The 24,685-nt window shown below is 72.6% G+C and carries 21 protein-coding genes; 17 read left to right on the top strand and 4 right to left on the bottom strand.

Annotated elements, in window-relative coordinates; genetic code table 11:
* The first annotated feature begins 463 nt into the window (after positions 1–463).
* Both IO33_RS49560 and IO33_RS0128545 read left to right on the top strand, forming a co-directional pair.
* Positions 464–637, top strand: coding sequence for a hypothetical protein (locus IO33_RS49560; protein WP_107069393.1), 174 nt, complete (start codon positions 464–466; stop codon positions 635–637).
* A gap of 61 nt (positions 638–698) precedes the next feature.
* Positions 699–1,184, top strand: coding sequence for a GNAT family N-acetyltransferase (locus tag IO33_RS0128545; RefSeq protein ID WP_031170159.1), 486 nt, complete (start codon positions 699–701; stop codon positions 1,182–1,184).
* A 33-nt stretch (positions 1,185–1,217) separates the two neighbouring features.
* Here IO33_RS0128545 and IO33_RS0128540 read toward each other — a convergent pair whose 3' ends face one another.
* Together IO33_RS0128540 and IO33_RS0128535 are read right to left on the bottom strand one after the other, a co-directional pair.
* On the bottom strand, positions 1,218–2,570 hold the full coding sequence (locus IO33_RS0128540) for an amidase (protein WP_031170157.1): 1,353 nt from the start codon (positions 2,568–2,570) through the stop codon (positions 1,218–1,220).
* Positions 2,571–2,850: 280 nt separating this feature from the next.
* Positions 2,851–3,897, bottom strand: a complete 1,047-nt coding sequence (locus IO33_RS0128535) for a LacI family DNA-binding transcriptional regulator (protein ID WP_031170154.1) — start codon at positions 3,895–3,897, stop codon at positions 2,851–2,853.
* A gap of 248 nt (positions 3,898–4,145) precedes the next feature.
* Here IO33_RS0128535 and IO33_RS0128530 point away from each other — a divergent pair, with 248 nt between their 5' ends.
* From IO33_RS0128530 to IO33_RS0128500, 7 genes are all read left to right on the top strand, one after another.
* Entirely contained in the window at positions 4,146–5,435 is a 1,290-nt protein-coding gene (locus IO33_RS0128530) for an ABC transporter substrate-binding protein (RefSeq protein WP_031170151.1), read from the top strand.
* A gap of 6 nt (positions 5,436–5,441) precedes the next feature.
* Positions 5,442–6,362 carry a carbohydrate ABC transporter permease gene (locus IO33_RS0128525; RefSeq protein ID WP_031170149.1) on the top strand — a complete coding sequence of 307 codons (921 nt, stop codon included), beginning with the start codon at positions 5,442–5,444 and terminating at the stop codon, positions 6,360–6,362.
* Positions 6,359–7,264 (top strand): carbohydrate ABC transporter permease, encoded by a 906-nt coding sequence (locus tag IO33_RS0128520; protein ID WP_031170147.1) that lies wholly within the window; start codon positions 6,359–6,361, stop codon positions 7,262–7,264. Before IO33_RS0128525 ends, IO33_RS0128520 begins: the two co-directional genes overlap by 4 nt.
* A 26-nt stretch (positions 7,265–7,290) precedes the next feature.
* Positions 7,291–8,571, top strand: coding sequence for a glycoside hydrolase 5 family protein (locus tag IO33_RS0128515; protein ID WP_031170144.1), 1,281 nt, complete (start codon positions 7,291–7,293; stop codon positions 8,569–8,571).
* Positions 8,544–10,589, top strand: coding sequence for an endo-beta-N-acetylglucosaminidase (locus tag IO33_RS0128510; protein WP_031170141.1), 2,046 nt, complete (start codon positions 8,544–8,546; stop codon positions 10,587–10,589). Before IO33_RS0128515 ends, IO33_RS0128510 begins: the two co-directional genes overlap by 28 nt.
* 45 nt (positions 10,590–10,634) lie before the next feature.
* The gene (locus IO33_RS0128505; RefSeq protein WP_031170138.1) at positions 10,635–13,655 is read left to right on the top strand and encodes an alpha-mannosidase; all 3,021 of its coding nucleotides are present in this window, start codon (positions 10,635–10,637) and stop codon (positions 13,653–13,655) included.
* A gap of 87 nt (positions 13,656–13,742) precedes the next feature.
* A complete protein-coding gene (locus IO33_RS0128500) occupies positions 13,743–14,207 on the top strand; it encodes a DUF4231 domain-containing protein (RefSeq protein ID WP_031170136.1) in 465 nt (154 codons plus the stop codon).
* Between the two features lie 13 nt (positions 14,208–14,220).
* On the opposite strand, the gene IO33_RS0128495 is transcribed toward IO33_RS0128500, so the two are convergent.
* The gene (locus tag IO33_RS0128495) at positions 14,221–14,922 is read right to left on the bottom strand and encodes a FadR/GntR family transcriptional regulator (protein WP_031170135.1); all 702 of its coding nucleotides are present in this window, start codon (positions 14,920–14,922) and stop codon (positions 14,221–14,223) included.
* A 163-nt stretch (positions 14,923–15,085) separates the two neighbouring features.
* Between IO33_RS0128495 and IO33_RS0128490 the strand changes: the two genes are divergently transcribed.
* Genes IO33_RS0128490 through IO33_RS0128455 form a run of 8 tightly spaced genes read left to right on the top strand, consistent with a single transcriptional unit; the run spans position 15,086 to position 23,188 of the window.
* On the top strand, positions 15,086–16,150 hold the full coding sequence (locus IO33_RS0128490) for a sugar ABC transporter substrate-binding protein (protein ID WP_031170134.1): 1,065 nt from the start codon (positions 15,086–15,088) through the stop codon (positions 16,148–16,150).
* Positions 16,147–17,691, top strand: a complete 1,545-nt coding sequence (locus IO33_RS0128485) for a sugar ABC transporter ATP-binding protein (RefSeq protein WP_031170133.1) — start codon at positions 16,147–16,149, stop codon at positions 17,689–17,691. The genes IO33_RS0128490 and IO33_RS0128485 overlap by 4 nt, the downstream gene beginning before the upstream one ends.
* Entirely contained in the window at positions 17,684–18,721 is a 1,038-nt protein-coding gene (locus IO33_RS0128480) for an ABC transporter permease (RefSeq protein WP_031170131.1), read from the top strand. The genes IO33_RS0128485 and IO33_RS0128480 overlap by 8 nt, the downstream gene beginning before the upstream one ends.
* A gap of 35 nt (positions 18,722–18,756) precedes the next feature.
* Entirely contained in the window at positions 18,757–20,097 is a 1,341-nt protein-coding gene (locus IO33_RS0128475) for an L-fuconate dehydratase (RefSeq protein WP_031170129.1), read from the top strand.
* Positions 20,094–20,849, top strand: a complete 756-nt coding sequence (locus tag IO33_RS0128470; RefSeq protein ID WP_031170127.1) for an SDR family NAD(P)-dependent oxidoreductase — start codon at positions 20,094–20,096, stop codon at positions 20,847–20,849. The genes IO33_RS0128475 and IO33_RS0128470 overlap by 4 nt, the downstream gene beginning before the upstream one ends.
* Positions 20,846–21,817 carry an aldo/keto reductase gene (locus IO33_RS0128465; RefSeq protein WP_031170125.1) on the top strand — a complete coding sequence of 324 codons (972 nt, stop codon included), beginning with the start codon at positions 20,846–20,848 and terminating at the stop codon, positions 21,815–21,817. Before IO33_RS0128470 ends, IO33_RS0128465 begins: the two co-directional genes overlap by 4 nt.
* Positions 21,814–22,653, top strand: a complete 840-nt coding sequence (locus tag IO33_RS0128460) for an amidohydrolase family protein (RefSeq protein ID WP_031170123.1) — start codon at positions 21,814–21,816, stop codon at positions 22,651–22,653. Before IO33_RS0128465 ends, IO33_RS0128460 begins: the two co-directional genes overlap by 4 nt.
* Before the next feature lie 34 nt (positions 22,654–22,687).
* Positions 22,688–23,188, top strand: coding sequence for a cupin domain-containing protein (locus IO33_RS0128455; RefSeq protein ID WP_051927011.1), 501 nt, complete (start codon positions 22,688–22,690; stop codon positions 23,186–23,188).
* Between the two features lie 24 nt (positions 23,189–23,212).
* On the opposite strand, the gene IO33_RS0128450 is transcribed toward IO33_RS0128455, so the two are convergent.
* Entirely contained in the window at positions 23,213–24,634 is a 1,422-nt protein-coding gene (locus IO33_RS0128450; protein WP_031170119.1) for a lipase maturation factor family protein, read from the bottom strand.
* Between the last annotated feature and the right edge of the window lie 51 nt (positions 24,635–24,685).

The raw sequence follows: 24,685 nt of genomic DNA, 5'->3' as shown, positions 1-24,685 counted from the left end.
CGCTCATCAGCAGATCATGGCGAGCTTGCGGCCCGGCCAACGGCACTTGAACTGCACCGCGTCCCGGCCGGGCGGCGAGTCGGCTCGAAGGAGTGTTCGCATGCGTGAGCCGAGTGGGTGATTCATCCTGCCGGCCGCGTGATGCGCTTAGTGCCAAATAGCGGCATATTGGGCGTCATTGAGGGGGCAATCGGCGCCCGATAGTTACACCTTGTTTGCACTCCCTATCGAGCGGCAGGCCGCTCATTTGGTTAATCTGATGGGGACGGACAGCAGTACGGGGTCCCACCCACACCCATCGTCCGTCCCGGGGTGAGCCGCTCGACAACGGCCTGCTCTGCACGACGTACCGGCGCCACCGCGTCCGAACTGGCCTTCCATCCAGACCCGAGCGGGCGTCGAGTGCCGAAGCACAGGTTGTCCGGCAGGCCCTCGAGGGTGACCGACACATAAGGAGTGCGCGGTGACACCGGAGAAGACGAATCGCGAGCAGCGCCCCAAGGAACGCACGGAGCGCGCGGCCCGGCGGCCCGGCGAGCTCGGCAGCCTCGACGTGTGGGCCCGTTCGGCCCCCATCCGCCTCGCGGGCTACGAGGACGACCTCGCCGAACCCCACATCCTGCCCAGCGTGGACTGACCCCCGGACCGGACCCTCGCGATCGCCGCACGCATGGGCGTGACCTGACAGACTCACGCCCATGCTGATCAGAGAAGCCGCGGCCGAGGACTGGCCGCGGATCTGGCCCTTCTGGCACCGGATCGTCGCCGCCGCCGAAACCTACGCCTGGGACCCGGAGACCTCCGAGGAGGACGCGCGCGCCCTCTGGATGCACCCGGCCAAACGCGTCTACGTCGCCGAGGACGCGACCGGCACCGCGGTCGGCTCGGCCTACCTCACCCCGAACTACGGCGGCCCCGCCGCCCACGTGGCCAACGCCGGCTTCATGGTCGACCCCGACCGCACGGGCGAGGGCGTCGGGCGTGCCCTCGCCGAGTACGTCCTGGCGGAGGCCAGGGCCCACGGCTACCGTGCGATGGTCTTCAACGCCGTCGTCGAGACGAACCCCGCGGTCGCCCTGTGGACCTCCCTCGGTTTCACCGTCCTCGGCACGGTCCCGGAGGCCTTCGACCATCCCCGGCACGGCAGGGTGGGGCTGCACATCATGTACCGGGCGCTCGCATAGGAACCGGGGCGGGCGGGACGGCCGGGCGGTGCGCTACCGCTGGTCCGGCGCCGGTGCCGTCCGTCGCCAGGGGAGCCGCCGCTCCAGTTCCTCCGCCAGCTCCAGCAGGACGGCCTCCGCACCCGGGCGGGCCACGAGCTGGACGGCGCAGGGGGCGCCCGAGGGCAGCGTGCCGGACGGGACCGACATCGCGGGCCAGCCGGTCAGGTTCCAGGGCGGGGTGAACGGGGAGTACGCCGTGTTGGCCAGGACGTTGTGCAGCCAGCCGCGTTCGTGCCACGGGCCGGCCTGCGGGGAGCGCCGGGCCAGGGACGGGGTGAGCAGGACGTCGTACTCGGTGAAGAAGGGCGTCAGCCGGGCGCGCAGCCGCTCCCGGCCGTCCCCCGTGCGCACCGAGCGGACGAACCGCCGGCCCAGCGCCGCGTGCACCCGGGTCCGCCGGGCCAGCCGGGTCCGGTCCAGGCCCTCGGCGTCCATCGCGGTGCCGGCCGTCCAGTGCCGCAGCGCGGTCACGCCCAGCGAGAGCGGATAGGGCGGCTCGGCCCGCCGCACGTAGTGCCCGGCCCGTGCCAGCACCCCGGCCGCCTCCCGGACCGCTCCGGTGTACGGCCTGCTCACGGTGACGCCGGCGAGCGGGCTGCGCAGGGCCACGGCGATCCGCCGGGTCCCGGGCTCCCGCGTGCGGGCGATCCCCGTGTCCGCCAGGACGTCCAGCATCAGCCGCAGGTCCTCGACCGTGGTGGCGAGCGGACCGTTCTCCGCCATGCCGAACCAGTCGCCGTTGCCGATCCCCGCCGGCACCACACCGTGCCCGGGTTTCAGCGTGACCAGTCCGCAGTTCGCGGCCGGGATGCGCAGGGAGCCCATCCCGTCGTTGCCGAGCGCGAGGGGGACGAGGCCCGCGGCCACCGCGGCCGCGCTGCCGCCGGAGGAGCCGCCCGCCGTACGGGAGGGGTCCCACGGGTTGCGGGCGGTGCCGTACGGCCCCTCCGTCGTCCCGAAGACACACAGCTCGGGCACGTTCGTCAGGCCCACCACCACCGCGCCGGCCGCCCGCAGCCGGGCCACCGTGACATGGTCGTCGGCGGCCGGGGCGTCGCAGGTGGCGGCGGAACCGTCGCGGTGGGACTCGCCGCGCACCGCGAGGTTGTCCTTCACGGCCACCGGTACGCCCGCGAGCGGCAGTTCGGCCAGATCGGCCCGGGAGGCCACCTCGTCGGCCTCGGCGAGCGCCGCCTCGGCCCGCACCTTGCGGAACGCCTCGATCCGCCCGTCGAGCCGGTCGATCCGAGCGAGGTGCTCGGCCACCACCTCGCGGGGCGTCACCCGCTTCTCGCGTACGGCGGCGGCTATCGCGGCGGCGGTCCGCCCGGCCCAGTCACCCACGGGCACTCCTTCGTCGGTCGTCGACTACTCGCTGGTACGAATCAAGGCGCAGGGAGAACTGTGCACGGCCGGGCCGCCCACGTCGAGAGGCTGTTCCCGTCCACCCGGGCCGTCCGATCGATACGCGACGACTTCAGCACCCCTCTACTGGCCGCGGACGGCCCGGCTCGACGACGACCTGCGGTTCACCGTCCGCCCCCACGACGCCGTCTGCGTCCACTCCCTCGCCGCCCCGCGCGGAATCCGGGCTGTACCGGTCGGTGCCGCCGGCGGTGGGCCGTCACGCCTTCCGGGCCGGCGCCGTGCTGCCCCGCACCGTCAGGCGCGGTACCGGTACGCGCACGGCCCGCGCCGCACCCCCGTCCAGCAGGGCCGTCAGCTCGCGCGCCGCCGTGCGCCCGAACTCCGCGCTGTCACGGGAGAGGGCGGAGAGCCAGGGTTTGACCATGCGGCACAGGGCCGAGTCCTCCCAGGAGACGACGGAGACGTCCTCCGGTACCGCGTACCCGAGTTCGGTCGTCGCCGACACCCCGGCCACCGCCATCACATCGTTGTCGTAGATCAACGCCGTCGGGGGAGCTGACGCCTTCAGGACCCGGCGGGTCACCGCGGCGCCCTCCGCGTCGGAGTAGTCGGTGGTGACCGAGCGGACCTCGGTCAGTCCGCGCCGCTCGGCCTCCGCCTTCAGCGTCCGGATCCGGCGCTGGGTGTGCGCGAGGCCGGGCAGTCCGGCGATGTGGACGATCCGGCGGTGGCCGAGCGCCGTCAGCTCGTCGACCACGGAGGCCATCGCGCCCGCGTCGTCCGCCCAGACGGTGGACAGCCCGGGGTGGCGCTCGTCGCATGCGCCGCCGATCACCACGGCGGGCAGGCCGAGTTCGTCGAGCAGGTCGGGACGCGGGTCGTCGGCGCGGGGGTCGACGACGAGGACGCCGTCCACCCGGTGCTCGGCCCACCAGCGGCGGTACACCGCGCACTCGTCGGCCACGTCCTCCGCCACCTGGAACAGCAGACCCAGGTGGCGCTCGGCGAGCACCTCCTGGATGCCGGAGACGAGCTGCAGGAAGAAGGAGTCGACGCCCAGCGTGTCCGCGGGGCGGGCCAGTACGAAGCCGACCGTGGCCGCGCCCTCGCCGGACAGGGCGCGGGCCGCCGCACTGGGCCGCCAGCCCAGCTGCTCGGCGACCCGGCGGACCCGGGCCCGGGTGACCTCGGAGACGCCGGGGCGGCCGTTGAGCGCGAAGGACACCGCGCTCTCGGAGACCCCGGCCCGCCGGGCGATGTCCTTCATCGTGGGCCGGCGTGCGGGGGACCGCTTGGTCGGCACGTCTCTCCCCCTCCCTGCAGGCGCTCATTCCTGACGGTGCTCGCTAATGCGCTTGAGTGTCAAGACCCTAAAGCGCATTAGCGAATGGCGGAAAGTGCCCTGCCGTTCGTCGTCGAACTTCTCCGACCTGCACTAATGAACTCCCTTTTTCTTTAGTTCGGATGGCTGCATTGACTTTCTCCGAACGGCGCGGGCAAGGTCTCTGGCGCCACCCCGACTGCCCGACACCGCAAGGGAGCCGTGTCACCGTGCCCCTCTCCCGCAGAGCCCTCGCCGCCGCTTCCCTCGCCCTCGTCCTGCCGCTGAGCGCCTGCGGCTCCGGCGACGGCAGCGGCAGCGGCTCGACCGACGCCTCCGGCAAGGTCGAGGGCGACATCACCTTCCAGACCTGGAACCTGCGCGCCAACTTCACGCCGTACTTCGAGGGCCTCATAGCCGACTTCGAGAAGAAGTACCCCGGCACCCATGTGAAGTGGGTCGACCAGCCCGCCGAGGGCTACCCCGACAAGCTCAGCGCCGACGCCGGCGGCGGCACCCTGGCCGACGTCGTCAACGTCTCCCCGGACCTGGTCGCCCCGCTCGCGAAGGCCGGGCTCGCCCTGGACCTCGACAAGGCGGCCGGCACGTACAGGTCCGAGTACCTGGCCGGGGCCTGGGCCAGCCACCAGGTGCCGGGCATGAGCGGCACGTACGCCTTCCCCTGGTATCTGAACACCGGCCCGCTCTTCTACAACAAGGCACTGTTCACCCAGGCCGGACTCGACCCCGACCAGCCGCCGAAGACGTACGACGAACTCTTCGCCGACGCCCTGCGGATGGCGCAGAAGAGCGGCGGCAAGGTCGCGACCCTCGCCAACGTGCCCACCATCGAGGACTTCGGGCGCTACGGCGTGACACTGATGAACAAGCAGGGCACCGCGTTCGCCTTCAACGACGCCAAGGGCGTCGAACTCCTCACCCGGTACAAGAAGTTGTATGACGCCAAGGCCCTCGACCCGCAGGCGCTCACCGCGACCCCGGAGTCCTCCGGCAAGAAGTTCCTGACCGGGGCCGTCGCCATGAACCCCGGCAGCGCCCTCGACCTCGGCAACTTCAAGAAGAACGCGCCCGGCCTCTACCGGAACATCGGCATCACCGACCAGATCACCAGCACCGGGCACGTCAACATGTACGTGATGGGCGTGATGGTCAACTCCCGCACCCGGCACACCCCGGCCGCCGTCGCCTTCGCGCACTTCGTCACCGACGCGCGGAACCAGATGTCCTTCGCCAGGAAGGTCGCCATCTTCCCGAGCACCGCAGGCTCCCTGAACGACCCGTACTTCACCAAGGAGGACGGCACCGACGAGACCCGGGTGCGCATCGCCGCCGCCAAGTCCCTCAAGAGCGCGGTCAACTACACACCCGTCCTGTTCAGCGACCAGATGAAGACCGCGCTGCGCAACGAGGTGGCCAAGGCGCTGCAGGGCAGGGAGACCCCACGGCAGGCCCTCGACAACGCTGTCAGCGCCGCCGACCGGCTGCTGCGGCAGAGCTGACCGGTCATGGCCGCACCCACCGCACCCACCGGTGGACAGCACCCGGTGCCGACCAGGATCCGGCGCCAGCTGCCGACGAGCCCCTGGCTGTTCGCCGCACCCGGGCTGCTCGTCACCGGTGCCTTCGTGCTCTACCCCTTCGTCTCCACGCTGGTGAACTCCCTCACCGACCGCCGCACCCTGCTCCCGGGGCACTTCGTGGGCCTCGCCAACTTCCGCGAGCTGCTCCACGACGACATGTTCTGGACCGGCCTGCGCAACAGCACCCTGTACGTCGTCGGGGTCGTACCGGCCCTCGTGGTCCTGCCGCTGCTGCTCGCGCTGCTGGTGCAGAAGAACATCCCCGGCATCACGTTCTTCCGCTCCGCCTTCTACACCCCGGTCGTCGCGTCGGTCGTGGTGGTCGGACTGATCTGGGTGTGGCTGCTGGACGAACGCGGCCTGGTCAACTCGCTGCTGGAGACCATCGGGATCGGCAGGGTCGGCTTCCTCAGCGACCAGTGGCTGCTCCTGCTGAGCGCGATGGCCGTCACGGTGTGGAAGGGCCTCGGCTACTACATGGTCATCTACCTGGCGGCGCTGGCGAACGTGCCGCGCGAACTGCACGAGGCCGCCGCCGTCGACGGCGCGGGACCGGTGCGCCGCTTCCTCTCGGTCACCGTGCCCGCCGTGCGCTCCACCATGGTGCTGGTCGCCGCGCTCTCCTCGGTCGCCGCCTTCAAGGTGTTCTCCGAGGTGTACCTGATGGCCGGTCCGAGCGGCGGCCCGGCCGGCGAGGACACCACCCTCGTCATGCTCGTCCAGCGCACCGGCACCGGCCTGACCGGCCGCGTCGGCTACGCCTCCGCGCTCTCGGTCGTCGTGTTCGCCGTCACCGTCGCGCTGATGCTGCTCGTGCTGCGCGCCGACCGCGGGGAGGAGCCGTGAGTGTCCTGGAGAAGGTGCGGCCCGAGCGCGGTGTCGCGCCGGAGCGGGAGCCGCGCGTCACCGACCAGCTCGGGCGCCGTGTCCGCGCCGGCGAACTGCTCTGGCGCTACCTGCTGCTGCTCGCCGTCCTCGCGCTGACCGTCGGCCCGTTCCTGTGGCAGCTGTCCACGTCCCTCAAGGGCCCGACGGAGGACATCTACAGCTCACCGCCGAGCTTCCTGCCCGGCCGTCCCACCCTGCACAACTACACCCGCGTCGCCGGCACCATCCCCGTCTGGGACTACGCCCTGAACTCCCTGAAGGTCGCCACCGCCAGCGTCGTCACCAACTGCGTCGGCTCGGCGCTCGCCGGATACGCCCTGGCCCGGTTGCGCTTTCGGGGCCGGCGCGTGACCACGCTGGTGTTCGTGCTCGCGATGCTCGTGCCCGTCGAGGGCATCCTCATCGCCCAGTTCACGACCATGCGCGAACTCGGCCTGAACAACACACTGATCGGTGTCGTGCTGCCCGGCGCGGTCGGCGCGATGAACGTGCTGCTGATGCGCAACGCCTTCCGCGCGCTGCCGTACGAGATCGAGGAGGCGGCCTACGTCGACGGCGCAGACGTCTGGCAGCGGTTCCTGCGCGTGGCCCTGCCCTCGGTGCGGGGGACCGTGGCCGTCGTCGCGATCTTCGCCTTCATGGGTGCCTGGGACGACTTCCTGTGGCCGTTGATCGTGCTCAGCGACCCGTCCAGGTTCACCCTGACCATCGGCCTCAACTATCTGCACGGCACCTTCGCCAACGACGAGCGCCTCGTCGCCGCCGGCACCGTCATCGCCGTCGCCCCCCTCATCGCCCTGTTCGCCTGTCTCCAGCGGTACTTCTTCCGAGGCGTGGGCGAGGGCGCCGTCAAGGGCTGACCATCCGTACGCCACAAGGACCCCCCATGTCTCCTGCCGTCCGCTTCGGCGTCAACTACACCCCCAGCGAAGGGTGGTTCCACCACTGGCTCGACTTCGACCTCGACTCCGTACGCGCCGACCTCGACGCGGTCGCCGCGCTCGGCCTGGACCACATCCGCGTCTTCCCGCTGTGGCCCTACTTCCAGCCCAACCGCACGCTGATCCGCCCGCGCGCCGTCGAGCAGCTCGTGGCCCTCGCCGACGCGGCGGCCGAACGCGGCCTGGACGTCAACGTCGACGGCCTGCAGGGCCACTTGAGCAGCTTCGACTTCCTGCCCGCCTGGACCCGCACCTGGCACCGGCGCAACCTCTTCACCGACCCGGATGTGGTCGAGGGCCAGGCCGCCTATCTGCGCACACTCGCCGCCGCGCTCGCCGACAGGCCCAACTTCATCGGTATGACCGTCGGCAACGAGGTCAACCAGTTCGCCGCCGGCCCCCACCCCGACCCGGACCGCGTCACCCCCGGCGAGGCCGAGCGGTGGCTGGTCCGGCTGCTGGCCGCCTGCACCGAGGGCGCCCCGGGCCGGCTCCACCTGCACGCCTCCTACGACGCCGCCTGGTACCAGGACGACCAGCCCTTCACCCCCGGCCACTCCGCCCGGCTCGGCGACCTCACGGCCGTGCACTCCTGGGTGTTCAACGGCACCGCCCAGCGGCACGGCCGCGCCTCCGTGCCGGCCGAGCACCACGCCGCCTACCTCGTCGAGCTGAGCAAGGCCTGGGCGCCGGCCCCCGACCGGCCGGTGTGGCTGCAGGAGGTCGGCGCGCCGGCACCGCTCGTACCCGCCGAGCACGCCGCCGCCTTCGCCGAGGCCACCGTCGCCCATGCCCTCGACTGCCCCGGCCTGTGGGGCGTCACCTGGTGGTGCTCCTCCGACGTCGCGCGCGGCCTCGCCGACTTCCCCGAACTCGAGTACGGGCTCGGCCTGTTCACCAGCGACCGCCGGCCCAAGGACCTCGCGCGGGTGCTGGCCGGGGCGGCGCGCCGGCCGCACCCCGCCCCCGCCGCGCGCACGACGGCCCTCGTCGTCCCCGACGATCCGGGCCACCGCTCCCGCTGCGCCCCGGGCGGAGTCGTCTTCGACGCTTTCTTCCGGCTCGTCGCCGACGGCGCCCGTCCCACCACCGTCCTCGACACCCGCGCGGAGGACAAGGACCACCTCGCCGCGCGCGGCATCACCGAAGTCGTCACCCCCGACCAGGTACTCCCCACCCCACCCGGAGGCACCCGCTCGTGCACCCCACCAGACGCACGGTCCTGATCGCCGCCACCGCGGCGGCCCTGCTCCCCGCCGCCCCGGCCCTGGCGGCCGACCGCCCGAAAGCCGCCGCCACCCCGCCGTACGCCTCCTACTGGTACCCGGACTCCCTGCCCTCCGGCAGCCCCGGCCCCGGCATCACCTGGCGCAGCCTGAAGAGCTGGCGCGCGGCCGACGACCCCGACCTCGCCTTCAACGCCGCGTCCGTGCCGCTCGCCGCCCGCTTCACCCCGACCCCGGCGAACCCCACCGCCCGCTCCGGCCAGGCCCGCGTCCAGGCCCTGGTCTCCTTCGGACCCACATCGGGCAACCCCTCCCAGGGCTCGGCCACCGCCGACGCGTACGCCCTCACCCACTGGGCCTACCTGGACGAGCTGGTCTTCTGGGGCGGCTCGGCCGGCGAGGGCCTGATCCTCGCCCCCAACGCGCCGATCGTGGACGCGGCCCACCGGCACGGCGTCCCGGTGCTGGGCAACATCTTCCTGCCGCCGGTGGCGTACGGCGGACAGCTGCCGTGGACCCGGGACCTCGTGCAGAACGACGCCTCGGGGCACTACCCGCTCGCCGCGCAACTCGTGGCGGTCGCGGCGGCCCACGGCTTCGACGGCTGGTTCGTGAACGCCGAGACGGGCGGCGGGAACAGCGCGCTCGGCCAGGCCATGCTCGGCTTCGTCCAGGAGCTGAAGACGCTCGCGCGGGCCAAGGGGCAGCGGGTGACCTGGTACGACGCGATGACCGTGAACGGCACGGTCAGCTGGCAGGGCGCGCTGAACAGCCAGAACCAGGCCTTCTTCCAGGCCGCCGACGACATGTTCGTGGACTTCCGCTGGAGCGCCGCCACGCTCGCCGCCTCCGGTACGCGGGCCGGACGGCTGGGCCGCAGCCGGTACGAGCTGTGGGCCGGGGTCGACGTGGAGTCGAACGGGTCCGGTACGTCCGTGGACTGGGACGCGATCGTGCCGGCCGGCCGGCCGCACGCCACCTCGATCGGTTTCTACCGGCCGGAGTGGACCCGCAACCACCTGCCCGCCGACCAGCGTGCGCCCGAGGACTTCCACGCCGCCGACGACCGGTTCTGGACCGGGCGCTCCCTGGATCCGTCCCGGCCGGACGCGAGTGATCCCTGGCGGGCGCCCGCGCTGTCCGTCGCCGACCGCTCGACGGTGGCCTCGCTGCCGTTCGCGACCGTGTTCAACACCGGGCACGGGCTGCGCTGGTACGAGGACGGGGCCGTCGCCTCGGACACGGCCTGGAACCACCTCGGGCTCCAGGACCGGCTGCCGTCGCGGCGGTGGGTGGTGCGCACGGCGGGGGAGCGTCCTGCGGTGTCCTTCGACTTCACCGACGCCTGGCGGGGCGGCAGCAGTGTGCTGGTGGCCGGTGCACCGGATCAGCCCGTGGTGGTCGACCTGTACGCCACCCGGCTGCCGATCGGCGCGGACACGGTGGCCGAGCTGACGTTCCGGACGGACAGCGGCGCGGTGGACGTCGAACTGGCCGTGGCGACGGCCGAGCCGGGCGGCGCCGGCCGGACCCCGCCGTACCGCTATCTGCCCGTGCACCCGGTGACCCGGCGTGCCCGCGGGAAGCACGGGCGCGTGACGTCGGTCAACGGCTGGCACACCGTGACACTCCCGCTCACCGGGCTGACCGGCACCGTGCGCGCCGTCGGGGTCCGGCTCACCGCCACCGGCGGCCCGGTGCGCTGGCGCCTGGGCGCCCTCGCCGTCCGGGACGCCGTCACCACCCCCGCCGCGCCCACGGGCGCCCGCGTCACCGCCGCGAGCGACGGCGGCCTCCGCCTGGCCTGGAACGCAGCCCCCGGCGCCGTCCGCCACTACGAGCTGCACCGCCTCCTGCCCGACGGCACCCGCCGGTTCCTCGGCGGCACCTGCCAGCGCGCCTTCTTCCTCACCGGTCTGCGACCCGCACCGGGGGAGGGCGCGGCACGGTTCGAACTGCGTGCCGTGGGGGAGCTCTACAACGCCTCGACGCCCGTGACCGTCACCCACACCTGGTGACCACCCGGAACCGCAAGCACCCGTGATCCGCAGGGAGCATCTCGCATGCATGACGACCGCACTCTGGTGGAAGCCCGCCTCCGTCGTGTCCTCGACGAACGCATCCGACCCGCCGTGTACCCCGAGTCCGTGCCGCTGCGGGTCGCGGTCTGGCACGCGCCCGGCGAGCCGGTACCGGTCGCGGAGGGACTCGCCGCCGAGCCGGAGCCCGTCGAGGCCGGCGCCCGCTGGGGTGCTCCCTGGGGCACCAGCTGGTTCCGGGTGACCGGGACCGTGCCCGAGGCCTGGGCCGGGAGGACCGTCGAGGCCCTGCTGGACCTGGGCTTCGACGAGAACATGCCCGGCTTCCAGTGCGAGGGCCTGGTCTACCGGCCCGACGGCACCCCGGTGAAGGGCCTGAACCCGCGCAACCAGTGGGTGCGGATCGGCGCGCCCGTCGAGGGCGGCGAGGAGGTGCGCCTGCACATCGAGGCCGCCTCCAACCCGGTCATCCTCGACTACCACCCCTTCGTGCCCACCCGGCTCGGCGACCGGGAGACGGCCGGCGACCAGCCGCAGTACACGCTCACCCGCATGGACCTCGCCGTCTTCGACGAGTCGGTGTGGCGGCTCGTGCTGGACCTGGAGGTGCTCGGCGAGCTGATGGCCGAGCTGCCCGTGGACTCCGCGCGGCGGTACGACATCCTGCGCGCGGTCGAGCGGGCCCTGGACGCCGTCGACCTCCAGGACGTGAACGGCACGGCCGACCGGGCGAGGGAGCGGCTCACCGGGGTGCTGTCGGCCCCCGCCGTGCCGTCCGCGCACCGGATCAGCGCCGTCGGGCACGCGCACATCGACTCGGCGTGGCTGTGGCCGCTGCGCGAGACGGTCCGCAAGGTGGCCCGTACGACCGCCAACATGACCGCGCTGATCGAGGACGAGCCGGAGTTCGTCTTCGCCATGTCCCAGGCTCAGCAGTGGGCGTGGGTGAAGGAGCACCGGCCCGAGGTGTGGGCGCGGGTGAAGAAGGCAGTGGCCGAGGGGCGGTTCGTGCCGGCCGGCGGGATGTGGGTGGAGTCGGACACCAACATGCCGGGCTCGGAGGCGATGGCCCGGCAGTTCGTGCACGGCAAGCGGTTCTTCCTCGACGAGTTCGGCATCGAGAACGAGGAGGCCTGGCTGCCGGACACCTTCGGGTTCGCCGCCGGACTCCCGCAGATCATCAAGGCGGCCGGATCCCGGTGGCTGCTGACCCAGAAGATCTCGTGGTCGCGGACGAACGCGTTCCCGCACCACACCTTCTGGTGGGAGGGCATCGACGGCACCAGGATCTTCACCCACTTCCCGCCCGTGGACACCTACAACTGCTCCATGAAGGGCGGCGAGATCGCCCACGCGGCACGGAACTTCAAGGACAAGGGCCGGGCCCGGCACTCGCTCGCGCCCACCGGCTGGGGCGACGGGGGCGGCGGCACGACCCGTGAGATGGTCGCCAAGGCGGCCCGGCTGCGCGACCTCGAAGGCTCGGCCACGGTCGTCTGGGAGACACCCCGCGCCTTCTTCGAGCAGGCCGAGGCCGAGTACCGGGAACCGCCGGTCTGGGTCGGCGAGCTGTACCTCGAACTGCACCGCGCCACCCTGACCAGCCAGGCGAAGACCAAGCAGGGCAACCGGCGCAGCGAACACCTGCTGCGGGAGGCCGAGCTGTGGGCGGCCACCGCGGCCGTACGCACCGGATACCCCTACCCCTACGAGGAACTGGACCGGATCTGGAAGACGGTCCTGCTGCACCAGTTCCACGACATCCTGCCCGGCTCCTCCATCGCCTGGGTGCACCGGGAGGCGCGGGAGACCTACGAGCGGATCGCCCGCGAACTGAACGGCGTCATCGCCGCCGCCCAGCGCGCACTGGCCGGCGAAGGGGACCAGGACCTGGTCTTCAACGCGGCCCCGCACAGCCGTGACGGCGTTCCCGCCGGGGGCGCCGCGGCATGCCGGCCGCCGCGCGGCACGAGCCTGGCGGCGCGGGCCGACGGCGGACACGTCCTGGACAACGGCCTGCTCCGGGTCCGGATCGACGCCCGGGGCCTGATCGTCTCCGCCTACGACATCGCCGCCGACCGCGAGACCGTCGCCCCCGGCAGGGCCGCCGGCCTCCTCCAGCTCCACCAGGACTTCCCGAACATGTGGGACGCCTGGGACGTGGACGAGTTCTACCGCAACACGGTCACGGACCTGACGGACGCGGACGAGGTGCGCGCCGGTGCGGACGGGATGTCGGTGCGCACCGTCCGTTCCTTCGGCGGCTCACGGGTCACCCAGGTGCTGTCGCTGCCGCCCGGCGAGCGTCGGCTGGTGATCGACACCGAGGTCGACTGGCACGAGACGGAGAAGTTCCTGAAACTGGCCTTCCCGCTCGACCTGCATGCCGAACGGTACGCGTCCGAGACCCAGTTCGGGCATGTCTTCCGCCCCACGCACACCAACACTTCCTGGGAGGCGGCCAAGTTCGAGGCGTGCAACCACCGCTTCGTCCACCTGGCGGAACCCGGCTGGGGCGTGGCGGTCGTCAACGACTCGACGTACGGCCACGACGTGACCCGCGCGGTGCGCACCGAAGGCGACCGCGGTACGACGACCACGCTCCGCGTCTCCCTCCTGCGCGCCCCGCGCTTCCCCGACCCCGAGACCGACCAGGGTGTCCACCGCTTCCGGCACGCCCTGGTCCCGGGCGCCTCGATCGCCGACGCGGTCCGCGAGGGCTGGCGGATCAACCTGCCGGAACGCCGCCTGACCGGCGCCCGCGAGGTCACCCCGCTGGTCACGGTCGACCACGACGCCGTCGTGGTCACGGCGGTGAAGCTCGCCGACGACGGCAGCGGTGACGTGGTGGTCCGCTTCCACGAGGCGCACGGCGGCCGGGCCCGTGCCACCCTCACGGCAGGTTTCGAGGTCGCGGACGTCACCGTGACGGACCTGCTGGAGCGGCCGGGCGGCGACACCGAGCCACCGGTGCGCGACGGCGGGCGGATCACCGTACGGCTGCGGCCGTTCGAGCTGGTGACCCTGAGGTTGCGCAGGGCGTGAACCCGCCGTGGGCAGGGGCGTCCGGCGCGGCGCCCCTGCCACCGGCGGGGCTTTCCCCGGCGCGGGTACAGCCGTGATGATGTGCCGATGAGACGAAGAAGGGCCGCCGACAACTCCTGGGCCGCGGAGCCGGATCCGCTGCTGGCTCTCGTCCGCAGGGAGCTGGGGTTCTACGCGCGGACCTGTGACCGGGCCAGGCGGCTGCACCGCGTCACCGAGTTCGGCGCTCTGCTCACCACGTCGGTGACGGTCGTTGCCGCCGGTCTGCACGCTCCGGCCTGGCTGACCGCGCTGACCGCGGGCGGCGCCGTCTTCTTCACCGGCCTGCGTCAGCTCTACGGCGCCGGCTCGCGCTGGGTGCTGGCCGCGCAGGCGCGGGAGTCGTTGCGCCGGGCACTCGACCGCTACCTGCTCCTGCCCGAGAGCGAACGGGACGCGGCGGCCCGGCAGGCACTGCAGACGGTGGTCGAGGAGGTCGGGGCGAACGAGCTGCGCGCCTGGTCCGACGCGCAGAGCGGACGCCCGGAACCGCCCCTGCCCTCGGGATCCTGACCGAGCGGGCCGGTCAGGGCCCCAGCTGCGTCCTGAGCCACTCCTCCACCTCGCCCACGTGGGCCGCTGCCGCCGCCCTGGCCGCCTCCGGGTCGCGGGCGGCGAGGGCGCGGTGGATGGCGGCGTGTTCGCGGCGGGTGCGGGCGAAGGCGCCCTCCTCCTGGTAGCCGCGCCAGACGCGGGCGCGGAAGGTGCGCGAGGACAGGCCCTCCAGGATCGCGGCCATGGTCTCGTTGCCGGCGGCGGCGGCGACCTCGCGGTGGAAGGCGAGGTCGTGGGCGAGGATCTCCTCGGGATCGTCGGTGGCGTTCATCGCCGCCACGTGCTTCTCCACGGCGGCCAGTCGGTCCTCGGTGATGCGCGCGGCGGCCAGCGCGGTCGCCGTCGACTCCAGGATCCTGCGCACTTCCAGGAGCTCCACCAGGCGCGGTCCGCGCGACAGGTCCGCGACCACCCCGAAGGTCTCCAGCAGGTCGCCGGCCTCCAGCGCGGTGACGTAGATGCCGGAGCCGTGCCGGGCCTCCAGGACGCCCATCACGGTCAGCGCGCGGATCGCCTCCCGCATCGAGCTGCGGGAGATGCCCAGCCGGGCCGCGAGGTCCCGCTCGGTGGGCAGCCGCTGGCCCGGCTCCAGCCGGCCCTCGGCGATCATCGCCTTGATCTCCTCGATGGCGCGCTGGGTCACCGTGCCCTTCTGCGGGGCTGCCTCGTCCACGCCGCTCCTTCAGTCGCCGGATGCGTCGCAGTGTATCCACGGAAGTGGTCCGACCACTATCGGAGAGTTCCGGGAATTTCTGCGTCACGAGGGTGTCGTCCCGCCCAAGTGGTCTGATAAGTATGCGGCGTCTGCTCGAACACCCTCGACGAGGAGCCACGAGATGCCCGCCAGCACGGTCAGGAAGCGCAGCAGGTCCCGGATCATCGGCGCGGCGGCCCTGGCCGCCGGCGCCTCGCTCGTGCTCGCCGCCTGCGGCAGCACCAAGGACACCGCGGGCGCCGGCAGCGGGGGCACCGGCAAGGTCGGCGTGGTCCTGCCGCTGCTCACCTCGCCGTTCTGGCAGTCGTACAACGACTACGTGCCCAAGATGGCCAAGTCCGAGGGCGTCGAGGTGCTGAAGACGGTCAACTCCAACAGCGACCCGTCCCAGCAGATCACCGACATCGGCAACGAACTCACCCAGGGCGTCCGCGGGCTGGTCGTCGCCCCGCTGGACAGCGCCGCCGTCCAGGCCGGACTCGACCAGGCCGAACGCAAGGGCGTCCCGGTCGTCGCCGTGGACGTCGCGCCCGACAAGGGCAAGGTCGCCATGGTCGTGCGCGCCGACAACGTCGCCTACGGCGAGAAGGCCTGCGACTACCTCGGACGGCATGTGAGCAGCGGCAAGGTCGTGCAGGTCATGGGCGACCTCGCCTCCGTCAACGGCCGCGACCGCTCCGCGGCCTTCCGGTCCTGCGTGCGGAAGAAGTACCCGAAGCTCAAGGTGCTGGAGATCCCCGCCAAGTGGGAGTCCGACACCGCCGCCGCCAGGCTCGACACCCTGCTGAACGCCGACCCCGACATCAAGGGCATCTACCTGCAGGCCGGGGGCGTCTATCTCGCACCGGCCCTGCAGACCCTGAAGTCCAAGAACATGCTGAAACCGGCCGGACAGAAGGGCCACATCGCCATCGTCTCCAACGACGGCATCCCGCAGGAGTTCGACGCCATCCGCAAGGGCCAGATCGACGCCACCGTCTCACAGCCCGCCGACGCCTACGCCAAGTACGGCCTGTACTACATCAAGGCGGCGATGGCCGGGAAGACCTTCAAGCCCGGGCCCACCGACCACGGCTCCACGATCGTGAGGCTGCCCGGCGGCATCCTGGAGGACCAGCTGCCCGCGCCGCTGGTCACCAAGGCGAACGTCGACGACCCCGGGCTGTGGGGCAACACGGTCGGATGAGTACCCCACTCGTTCAAGCCGAGGCCGTCGTCAAACGGTACGGCCCCACCGTCGCCCTCGCCGACGGCCGGCTCACCGTCCGGCCGGGCGAGTCCCACGCGCTGGTCGGCCGCAACGGCGCCGGCAAGTCCACCCTGGTCGCCGTCCTCACCGGCCTCCAGGCCCCGGACGCGGGCACCGTCCGCTTCGACGGCGAGCCGGCGCCGCCGCTCGCCGACCGGAACGCCTGGCGCCGCAAGGTGGCCTGCGTCTACCAGAAGCCCACGGTCGTCCCGGAGCTCACGGTCGCCGAGAACCTGTTCCTCAACCGGCAGCCGGCCGGCCGCGGCGTCATCCGCTGGCGCCGGCTGCGCCGTGAGGCCGCCGAGCTCCTCGCCACCTGGGACGTGCGCGTCGATCCCGGGGCACGCACCGCCGACCTCCGGGTCGAGGACCGCCAGCTGGTCGAGATCGCACGGGCGCTGAGCCTCGGCGCCCGGTTCATCGTGCTGGACGAACCCACCGCCCAGCTCGACAACCGCGAGATCGAGCGGCTCTTCACCCGCATGCGCTCCCTGCAGGACTCCGGCGTCACCTTCCTGTTCATCTCCCACCACCTCCAGGAGGTGTACGAGGTCTGCCAGACGGTCACCGTGCTGCGCGACGCCCGCTGGATCACCACCGCCCCCGTCGCCGACCTGCCGAAGGCCGCGCTGGTGGAAGCCATGGCCGGGGAGTCCGTCGCCGAACGGCCCCGCCCCGGCAGAGCGGTCGACACCGCTGCCCCCGTGCTGCTGGAGGCGCGCGGGCTCACCTCACCGGCGTACCGGAGCGTGGACCTCACCGTCCGCCGCGGCGAGGTGGTCGGACTCGCCGGCTCCAGCGGCAGCGGCAAGACCGAACTGGCCGAGACCTTCGCCGGGCTGCACACCCCGACCGAAGGCACCGCTCGACTGGACGGCGAGAGGCTGCCGTTCGGGGACGTACGGGCCGCGCTGCGGGCCGGGGTCGGCTGTGTCCCGCGCGACCGGCACGAGCAGGGACTGGTGTCCGGCATGAGCATCGGCGACAACGCCACGCTGAGCGTGCTGGACCGGCTCGGCCGGGCCGGGTTCGTCACCACCGACGCACGGCGCCGCTTCGCCGCCGAGCTGATCGACCGCCTCGACATCCACACCGAAGGCCCCGACCAGCCCGTGTCCGACCTGTCCGGCGGCAATGCCCAGAAGGTGGTCATGGCCCGCGCCCTCGCCTCCGGCCCCCGCCTGCTGGTACTGATCAACCCCACCGCCGGCGTCGACGTGAAGTCCAAGGAGTCGCTGCTCGCCCGCATGGACAGCGCCCGCGACGACGGCACCGCCGTCCTCGTCGTCTCCGACGAACTCGACGACCTGCGCCGCTGCGACCGCGTCCTCGTCCTCTTCCACGGCCGTGTCGTCGCCGAGCACCCGGCGGGCTGGCGCGACCACGAACTGATCGCCTCCATCGAAGGAGTTGACCATGGCCACCGCATCGCCCCGGGGAACACCCCCGGCCCCTCCGCAGGGGGACCCGGTGACTGAGACGAAGGCCGCGGCCACCCCGACCACCCCGCCCGCTCGGGATGCGCGCGCCGCCGGCGGCTCCAGGGCGCTCCTGCTGCGCCGGGCCCGAGAACTCGCCCTGGTCCCCGCCCTGCTGCTGCTCATGGTGCTCGGTGCCGTGGTCAACGACTCGTTCCTCACCGAACGGAACCAGATCTCGATCCTCGGCGCCTCCGCCGCGCTCGCGATGGTCGTGCTCGCCGAGTCCCTCGTGCTGATCACCGGCAAGTTCGACCTGTCCCTGGAGTCGGTCGTCGGCATCGCACCGGCCGTCGGCGCCCTGCTGGTGCTGCCCGCGAGCCAGTCCGGCTGGGACACCGGCCTCCCGGCCGGCGTCGCCCTGCTCGCGGTCCCCGTGGCCGGGGCGGCCGTCGGAGCCTTCAACGGCGTCCTCGTCGTGAAGTTCCGGCTCAACGCGTTCATCGTCACGCTCGCCATGCTCATCGTGCTGCGCGGTCTGCTCGTCGGCGCCACCAAGGGCAAGACCCTGTTCGGCATGCCCGACAGCTTCTACTCCCTGGCGACCACCACCTTCCTCGGCGTCCCGCTGTCCGTGTGGCTCGCCGCGGCCGCCTTCGCGGTCGCCGGGTCCGTGCTGAAGTACCACCGCACAGGTCGCGCCCTCTACGCGATCGGCGGCAACCCGGACGCCGCCCGCGCGGCCGGGATCCGCGTGGACCGGGTGACGCTCGGCGTGTACGTCGTCGCCGGTGTGCTCGCCTCGGTCGGAGGCCTGCTGCAGACCGGGTACGTCGGCGCGATCAGCGCCAACCAGGGCCAGAACATGATCTTCACCGTGTTCGCGGCCGCGGTGATCGGCGGCATCAGCCTGGACGGCGGCAGGGGCACCATGTTCGGCGCGCTGACCGGCGTCGTCCTCCTGGGCGTCGTACAGAACCTGCTCACCCTCGCCCAGGTCCCCTCGTTCTGGATCCAGGCCATCTACGGCGGGATCATCCTCCTCGCCCTCGTGATCGCCCGCGTGACGACCGGCCGCGCTGAGGACTGACGCCCTGTCACCGACAGCCGACGGAAAGGACTTCCGTGTCCCAGGCCCCCGCCCGCGTCACCGCGGTCGACACCCACGACATCCGTTTCCCCACCTCGCGCGAGCTGGACGGCTCCGACGCGATGAACCCGGACCCCGACTACTCGGCGGCCTACGTCGTGCTGCGCACCGACGCCGCCGACGGGCACGAGGGACACGGGTTCGTCTTCACCATCGGGCGGGGCAACGACGTCCAGGTCGCCGCGATCGACGCGCTGCGGGACCATGTGCTCGGCCGTGACGTGGCCCGGCTGTGCGCCGACCCGGGCTCGCTCCTGCGAGATCTGATCGGCGACAGCCAGCTGCGCTGGCTCGGCCCCGAGAAGGGCGTGATGCACATGGCGATCGGGGCCGTCGTCAACGCCGTCTGGGACCTCGCCGCCCGGCGGGCAGGCAAGCCGCTGTGGCGGCTGCTCGCCGACGCCGAACCCGCGTGGCTGGTCGGACAGATCGACTTCCGCTACATCGCGGACGCGCTCACCCCCGCCGAGGCCCTCGACCTCCTCGGACGCGGCCGGGAAGGCAGCGAGACGCGGCGGGCCCGGCTGCTGGAGCGCGGCTACCCCGCCTACACCACCTCCCCGGGCTGGCTCGGCTACGACGACGCCAAGCTGAGCCGGCTCGCCGCACAGGCCGTCACCGACGGCTTCACACAGATCAAGCTGAAGGTCGGGGCCGACCTCGACGACGACATCCGGCGCTGCCGGGTCGCCCGCGCGGCCGTCGGACCGGACATCCGGCTCGCCGTGGACGCCAACCAGCGCTGGAACGTCGACGAGGCGATCCGCTGGACCAGGGCACTCGCCGAGTTCGGCCCGTACTGGATCGAGGAGCCCACCAGCCCCGACGACGTGCTCGGCCACGCCGCGATCCGCCGCGCCGTGGCCCCCGTGAAGGTCGCCACCGGCGAACACGTGCACAACCGGATCGTCTTCAAGCAGCTGCTCCAGGCGGGCGCCCTCGACATCGTCCAGATCGACGCGGCCCGCGTCGCCGGCGTCAACGAGAACCTCGCCATCCTGCTGCTCGCCGCCAAGTTCGGCGTGCCGGTCTGCCCGCACGCGGGCGGGGTCGGCCTGTGCGAACTCGTTCAGCACCTGTCGATGTTCGACTACCTGGCGGTCTCGGGCACCACCGAGGACCGGGTCATCGAGTACGTCGACCACCTCCACGAGCACTTCGTCACCCCCGTCGTCGTCCGCGACGGCCACTACAGCGCACCCACCGCGCCCGGATTCTCCGCCGCCCTGCGCCCGGAGTCCCTCGCGCGCTACACGTTCCCCGGCGGCACCTACTGGGCCGCCGACCCCGACACCCGGAAGGGACAGGCCGCATGAGCGACTTCGAGGGCCTGAGGGCATTGGTCACCGGCGGAGCGTCCGGCATCGGCCGGGCCACCGCCGACCTCCTCGCCGCGCGCGGCGCCCGGGTCGCCGTCCTCGACCGGGACACGACGGGTGTCGACAGGCCGCTGACCGCCCACCGCGCCGACGTCACCGACGACGCCTCGGTCCGCGCCGCCGTGGACCGGGCCGCCGAATGCCTCGGCGGCCTGGACATCCTGGTCAACAACGCCGGGATCGGCGCCCAGGGCACGATCGAGGACAACGACGACACCGAGTGGCAACGCGTCTTCGACGTCAACGTCCTCGGCATGGTCCGCACCGCCCGCGCCGCCCTCCCGCACCTGCGCCGCTCGGACCATGCGGCGATCGTCAACACCTGCTCCGTCGCCGCCACCGCCGGACTGCCCCGGCGCGCCCTCTACAGCGCCACCAAGGGCGCCGTGTACTCCCTGACCCTCGCCATGGCCGCCGACCACGTCCGCGAGGGCATCCGCGTCAACTGCGTCAACCCCGGTACGGCGGACACCCCGTGGATCGGCCGGCTGCTGGAGGCGGCCCCCGACCCGGCCGCCGAACGCGCCGCCCTCCAGGCCCGCCAGCCCACCGGCCGCCTCGTCACCGCCGCCGAAGTGGCGGGCGCCGTCGCCTACCTGGCCAGCCCCCTGTCGGGCGCCACCACCGGCACCGCCCTCGCCGTCGACGGTGGCATGCAGGGCCTCCGGCTGCGACCGGTGGGCCGGTGAGGCGGCTCGGCCGCAGCGGCGTAGAGGTCACCCCGCTCGGCTTCGGCGCCGCGGCGCTAGGCAACCTCTACACCCCGCTGGACGACGAACAGGCCCACGACGCCGTACGCGCCGCCTGGCAGCGCGGCATCCGGTACTTCGACACGGCTCCGCACTACGGCCTCGGCCTGTCCGAACGCCGGCTCGGCGCGGCCCTGCGCGGGTACGACCGCGCCGGCTACACGGTCTCCACCAAGGTCGGCCGCCGCCTCGACCCCGCCGACGGCACCGGCGACGACCTGGCCCACGGCTTCGCCGTACCCGCCACCCACCGCCGCGTCCGGGACTTCAGCGCCGACGGCGTCCGCCGCACCCTGGAGGCCTCCCTCACCCGCCTCGGCCTGGACCGGGTCGACGTCGTCTACCTGCACGACCCCGACGACCACACCGAGCAGGCCTTCCGCGAGGGCTACCCGGCCCTGGAGCGGCTGCGCGCCGAAGGCGTCGTCGGCGCGATCGGCGCGGGCATGAACCAGGCCGGGACGCTCACCCGGTTCGTCCGCGACACCGACGTCGACGTGGTCCTGTGCGCGGGCCGCTACACCCTGCTCGACCAGAGCGCCGGAACCGCTCTGCTGCCCACGGCCGCCGAGCACGGTGTGGCGGTGGTCCTCGGCGGCGTCTTCAACTCGGGCCTGCTGGCGGACCCGGCCCCCGGGGCGACGTACGACTACATGCGGGCGCCACGGGAGTTGCTGGTCCGCGCCCTGCGCATGAAGGCGGTCGCCGAGCGGCACGGCACCACCCTGCGCGCCGCCGCGCTGGCCTTCGCCTGCGCCCACCCGGCCGTCGCCTGCGTGCTGCCCGGGCCCCGTTCCGCGCCCGAAGTCCATGACTGCGCCGACCAGTTCGCGGCCAAGGTCCCGCCCGAGTTCTGGCAGGAGCTGCGGGAGTCCGGCCTGCTGCCCTTTGTCCGGGAGCTGCCATGAGCGTCGACGCCCACCACCATGTCTGGGACCTGTCCGTGCGCGACCAGGACTGGATCAAAGGGCCCGGCCTCGAGCCGTTGCGCCGCACCTTCACGCTCGCCGACCTGGAGCCCGAGGCCCGCGCGGCCGGAGTGGACCGTACCGTCCTGGTGCAGACGGTCACCGTCGCGGAGGAGACCCCGGAGTTCCTCGCCCTGGCGGCCGGACAGGAGCTGATCGCCGGCGTGGTGGGCTGGACCGACCTCACCCGCGCGGACGTCGCCGACGAGCTCGCCCGCCTGCGCGAGCTCCCCGGCGGAACCTTCCTGAAGGGCGTCCGGCACCAGGTCCAGGGCGAACCGGACCCCGAGTGGCTGCTGCGCGAGGACGTACGGCGCGGGCTCGCGGCCGTGGCGGCGGCGGGGCTGGTGTACGACCTGGTCGTCCTGCCCCACCAGCTCCCGGCCTGCGCCGGGGTGGCCGCATCGCTGCCCCAACTGGTGTTCGCCCTGGACCACTTGGGCAAACCACCGATCGCCGCGGGGGACCGCGAACCCTGGGCGTCGGCCCTGCGCGCGCTCGCCGCCCTGCCCAACACCGTCGCCAAACTCTCCGGCCTCGTCACCGAGGCCGACCCCGCCGGCTGGACGACGGCCGACCTGCGGCCGTACACGGACACGGCCCTGGAGGCCTTCGGCCCGGACCGTCTGATGTTCGGCTCCGACTGGCCGGTGTGCACGCTGGCGGCCACCTACGCCGACGTGCACGCCGTCGCTGCCGAGTTGACCGCCGGCCTCGGCGAGGCGGAACGCAGGGCCCTCTTCGGCGGCACCGCCACCGCCGTCTACGGCCTGTGACCGGCTGTCGGTCCGGTGGGTGACAATGACCGGCATGACCGATCATCAGACCCCCACGCCGGCCCGTGCGTTGCTGCGCCGCCCGGAGGATGGCGAACTCATCGACGTCGCCGGTGTCGCGCACTTCTTCCGGCTCACCGGCGAGCACACGGGCGGGCACTTCGCCTTCGAGGAGTTCACCCTCGCGCCCGGCACGGTCGGCGCCCGGCCACATGTGCACGACGGACACGACGAGTACTTCTACGTCCTTGAAGGCGAGTTGACGCTCCACACCGGCGACGGCGAGCTGACGGCCGGCCCCGGACACCTGCTCGCCGCCACCCGCGGCACCCCGCACGGCTTCCGCAACGCCGGCCCGGTCCCGGCACGCGCCCTGTGCCTCTACACCCCGGCCGGCTACGAGGACTACTTCCGTGACGTGCACGCCGCCGTGAGCGCCGGGGCCGAGGCGACCGACGAGCTGCTGGCCGAGTTCCGCAGCCGCTACCGCACACGGTCCCACCCGGCCCCCGCCGTAACGCCACCGGCCCCGTAGACCGTCCCCGGCGGCCCCACCCGCTCACGACTGCCGGGCCACCGCCGCCAGCCGCGTCGGGGGCAGATACTCGCGCACGTACGTCCGCTCCCAGCACGCACCCGACTCCCGCAGCTCGCGCCAGCTGGTGTAGCGGTAGCGGAAGAGGCGGGCCCGGACGTAGCGGGGCGGGGTGTGGGGCGGGAAGGGGGAGCGGCGCAGCAGGCGCAGGGTGTCGCGGTCGTTCTCCAGCAGGCGTTCCACCAGACCGCCGAACCAGTCGCCGGCATAGCCCGGGGACAGCGCCGCGAACCACATCAGCCAGTCCAGGCGCAGATGGTAGGGGGCGAACTGACGCGGCCAGTGCCGGGTGTCACCGGGCTTGCCCCGGAACTCGTACTCCCGCCAGTCCGAGTCCTCGCGCGGTACGGCGTCCAGCGTGCCCTCGACCACCACCTCGTAGCGGATCCGGCTGACGCTGCCGAACGCGCCGTAGGTGTTCACCAGGTGCAGCGGATCGAAGGAGCGGTTCATGACCTGGCGGCGGGAGATCATGTTGACCACCGGGTGGTAGCTCAGGAAGACCAGCAGCGCGGCGACCGCGAGCACCAGGACCTCGTACCACAGCGGTGCCGGCGGCACGGACGGCGCGGACGCGGGGATCCGGAGCGCGGACAGGGCCAGCACGATGGTGATCCAGTTCAGCCAGGAGAAGTTGCCCGACAGCACCAGCCACAGCTGGGTGACGATCATCAGGGCGGCGGCGGCCGAGGCGATCGGCTGCGGGGTGAACAACAGCACCGGTACGACCAGTTGGGTGACGTGGTTCGCGGCCACCTCCACCCGGTGCAGCGGCTTCGGCAGATGGTGGAAGAACCAGCTCAGCGGGCCCGGCATGGGCTGGGTCTCGTGGTGGTAGTCCAGGCAGGTCAGCTTCCGCCAGCACGCGTCGCCGCGCATCTTGATCAGCCCGGCGCCGAACTCCACCCGGAACAGGATCCAGCGCAGCAGGAACAGCACCACGACCGGCGGCGCCACCTCGTCGTTGCCGAGGAACGCGGCCAGGAAGCCCGTCTCCAGCAGCAGCGACTCCCAGCCGAACGCGTACCAGGTCTGCCCGACGTTGACGACCGACAGGTACAGCGCCCACGGCACCAGCCACAGCAGGATCCCGGCCCAGAGGGGCAGCAGCGAGTCCGCGCCGGCGAGCAGGGCCGCCGACACCGCGCAGCCGGCCCAGGCGCAGCCGGCGAAGAAGCGGTCGGAATAGTGCAGCTGGAACAGGCTCGGGGCCCGGGTGAAGGGGATCCGCGCCACGAACCGGGGGATCGGCAGCATGCCGCGTTCCCCCAGCAGGGCGCGGAACTGCAGTGCCGCCGTCAGGAAGCCGACCAGGTACAGGGCGGCCAGAGCCCGCTGGAGGACCAGTCGGCTCAGCCAGTAATCGGCAGCGGTGAACCAGTTCACGACGGTGCGCGCCCTTCGTCCCGGCTACAGCACGGGTGTCGTCCTCATCAT

It is taken from the genome of Streptomyces durhamensis (assembly GCF_000725475.1).
Lineage (GTDB): Bacteria > Actinomycetota > Actinomycetes > Streptomycetales > Streptomycetaceae > Streptomyces > Streptomyces filipinensis.
This window is presented reverse-complemented; position numbering and strand designations above follow the sequence as displayed.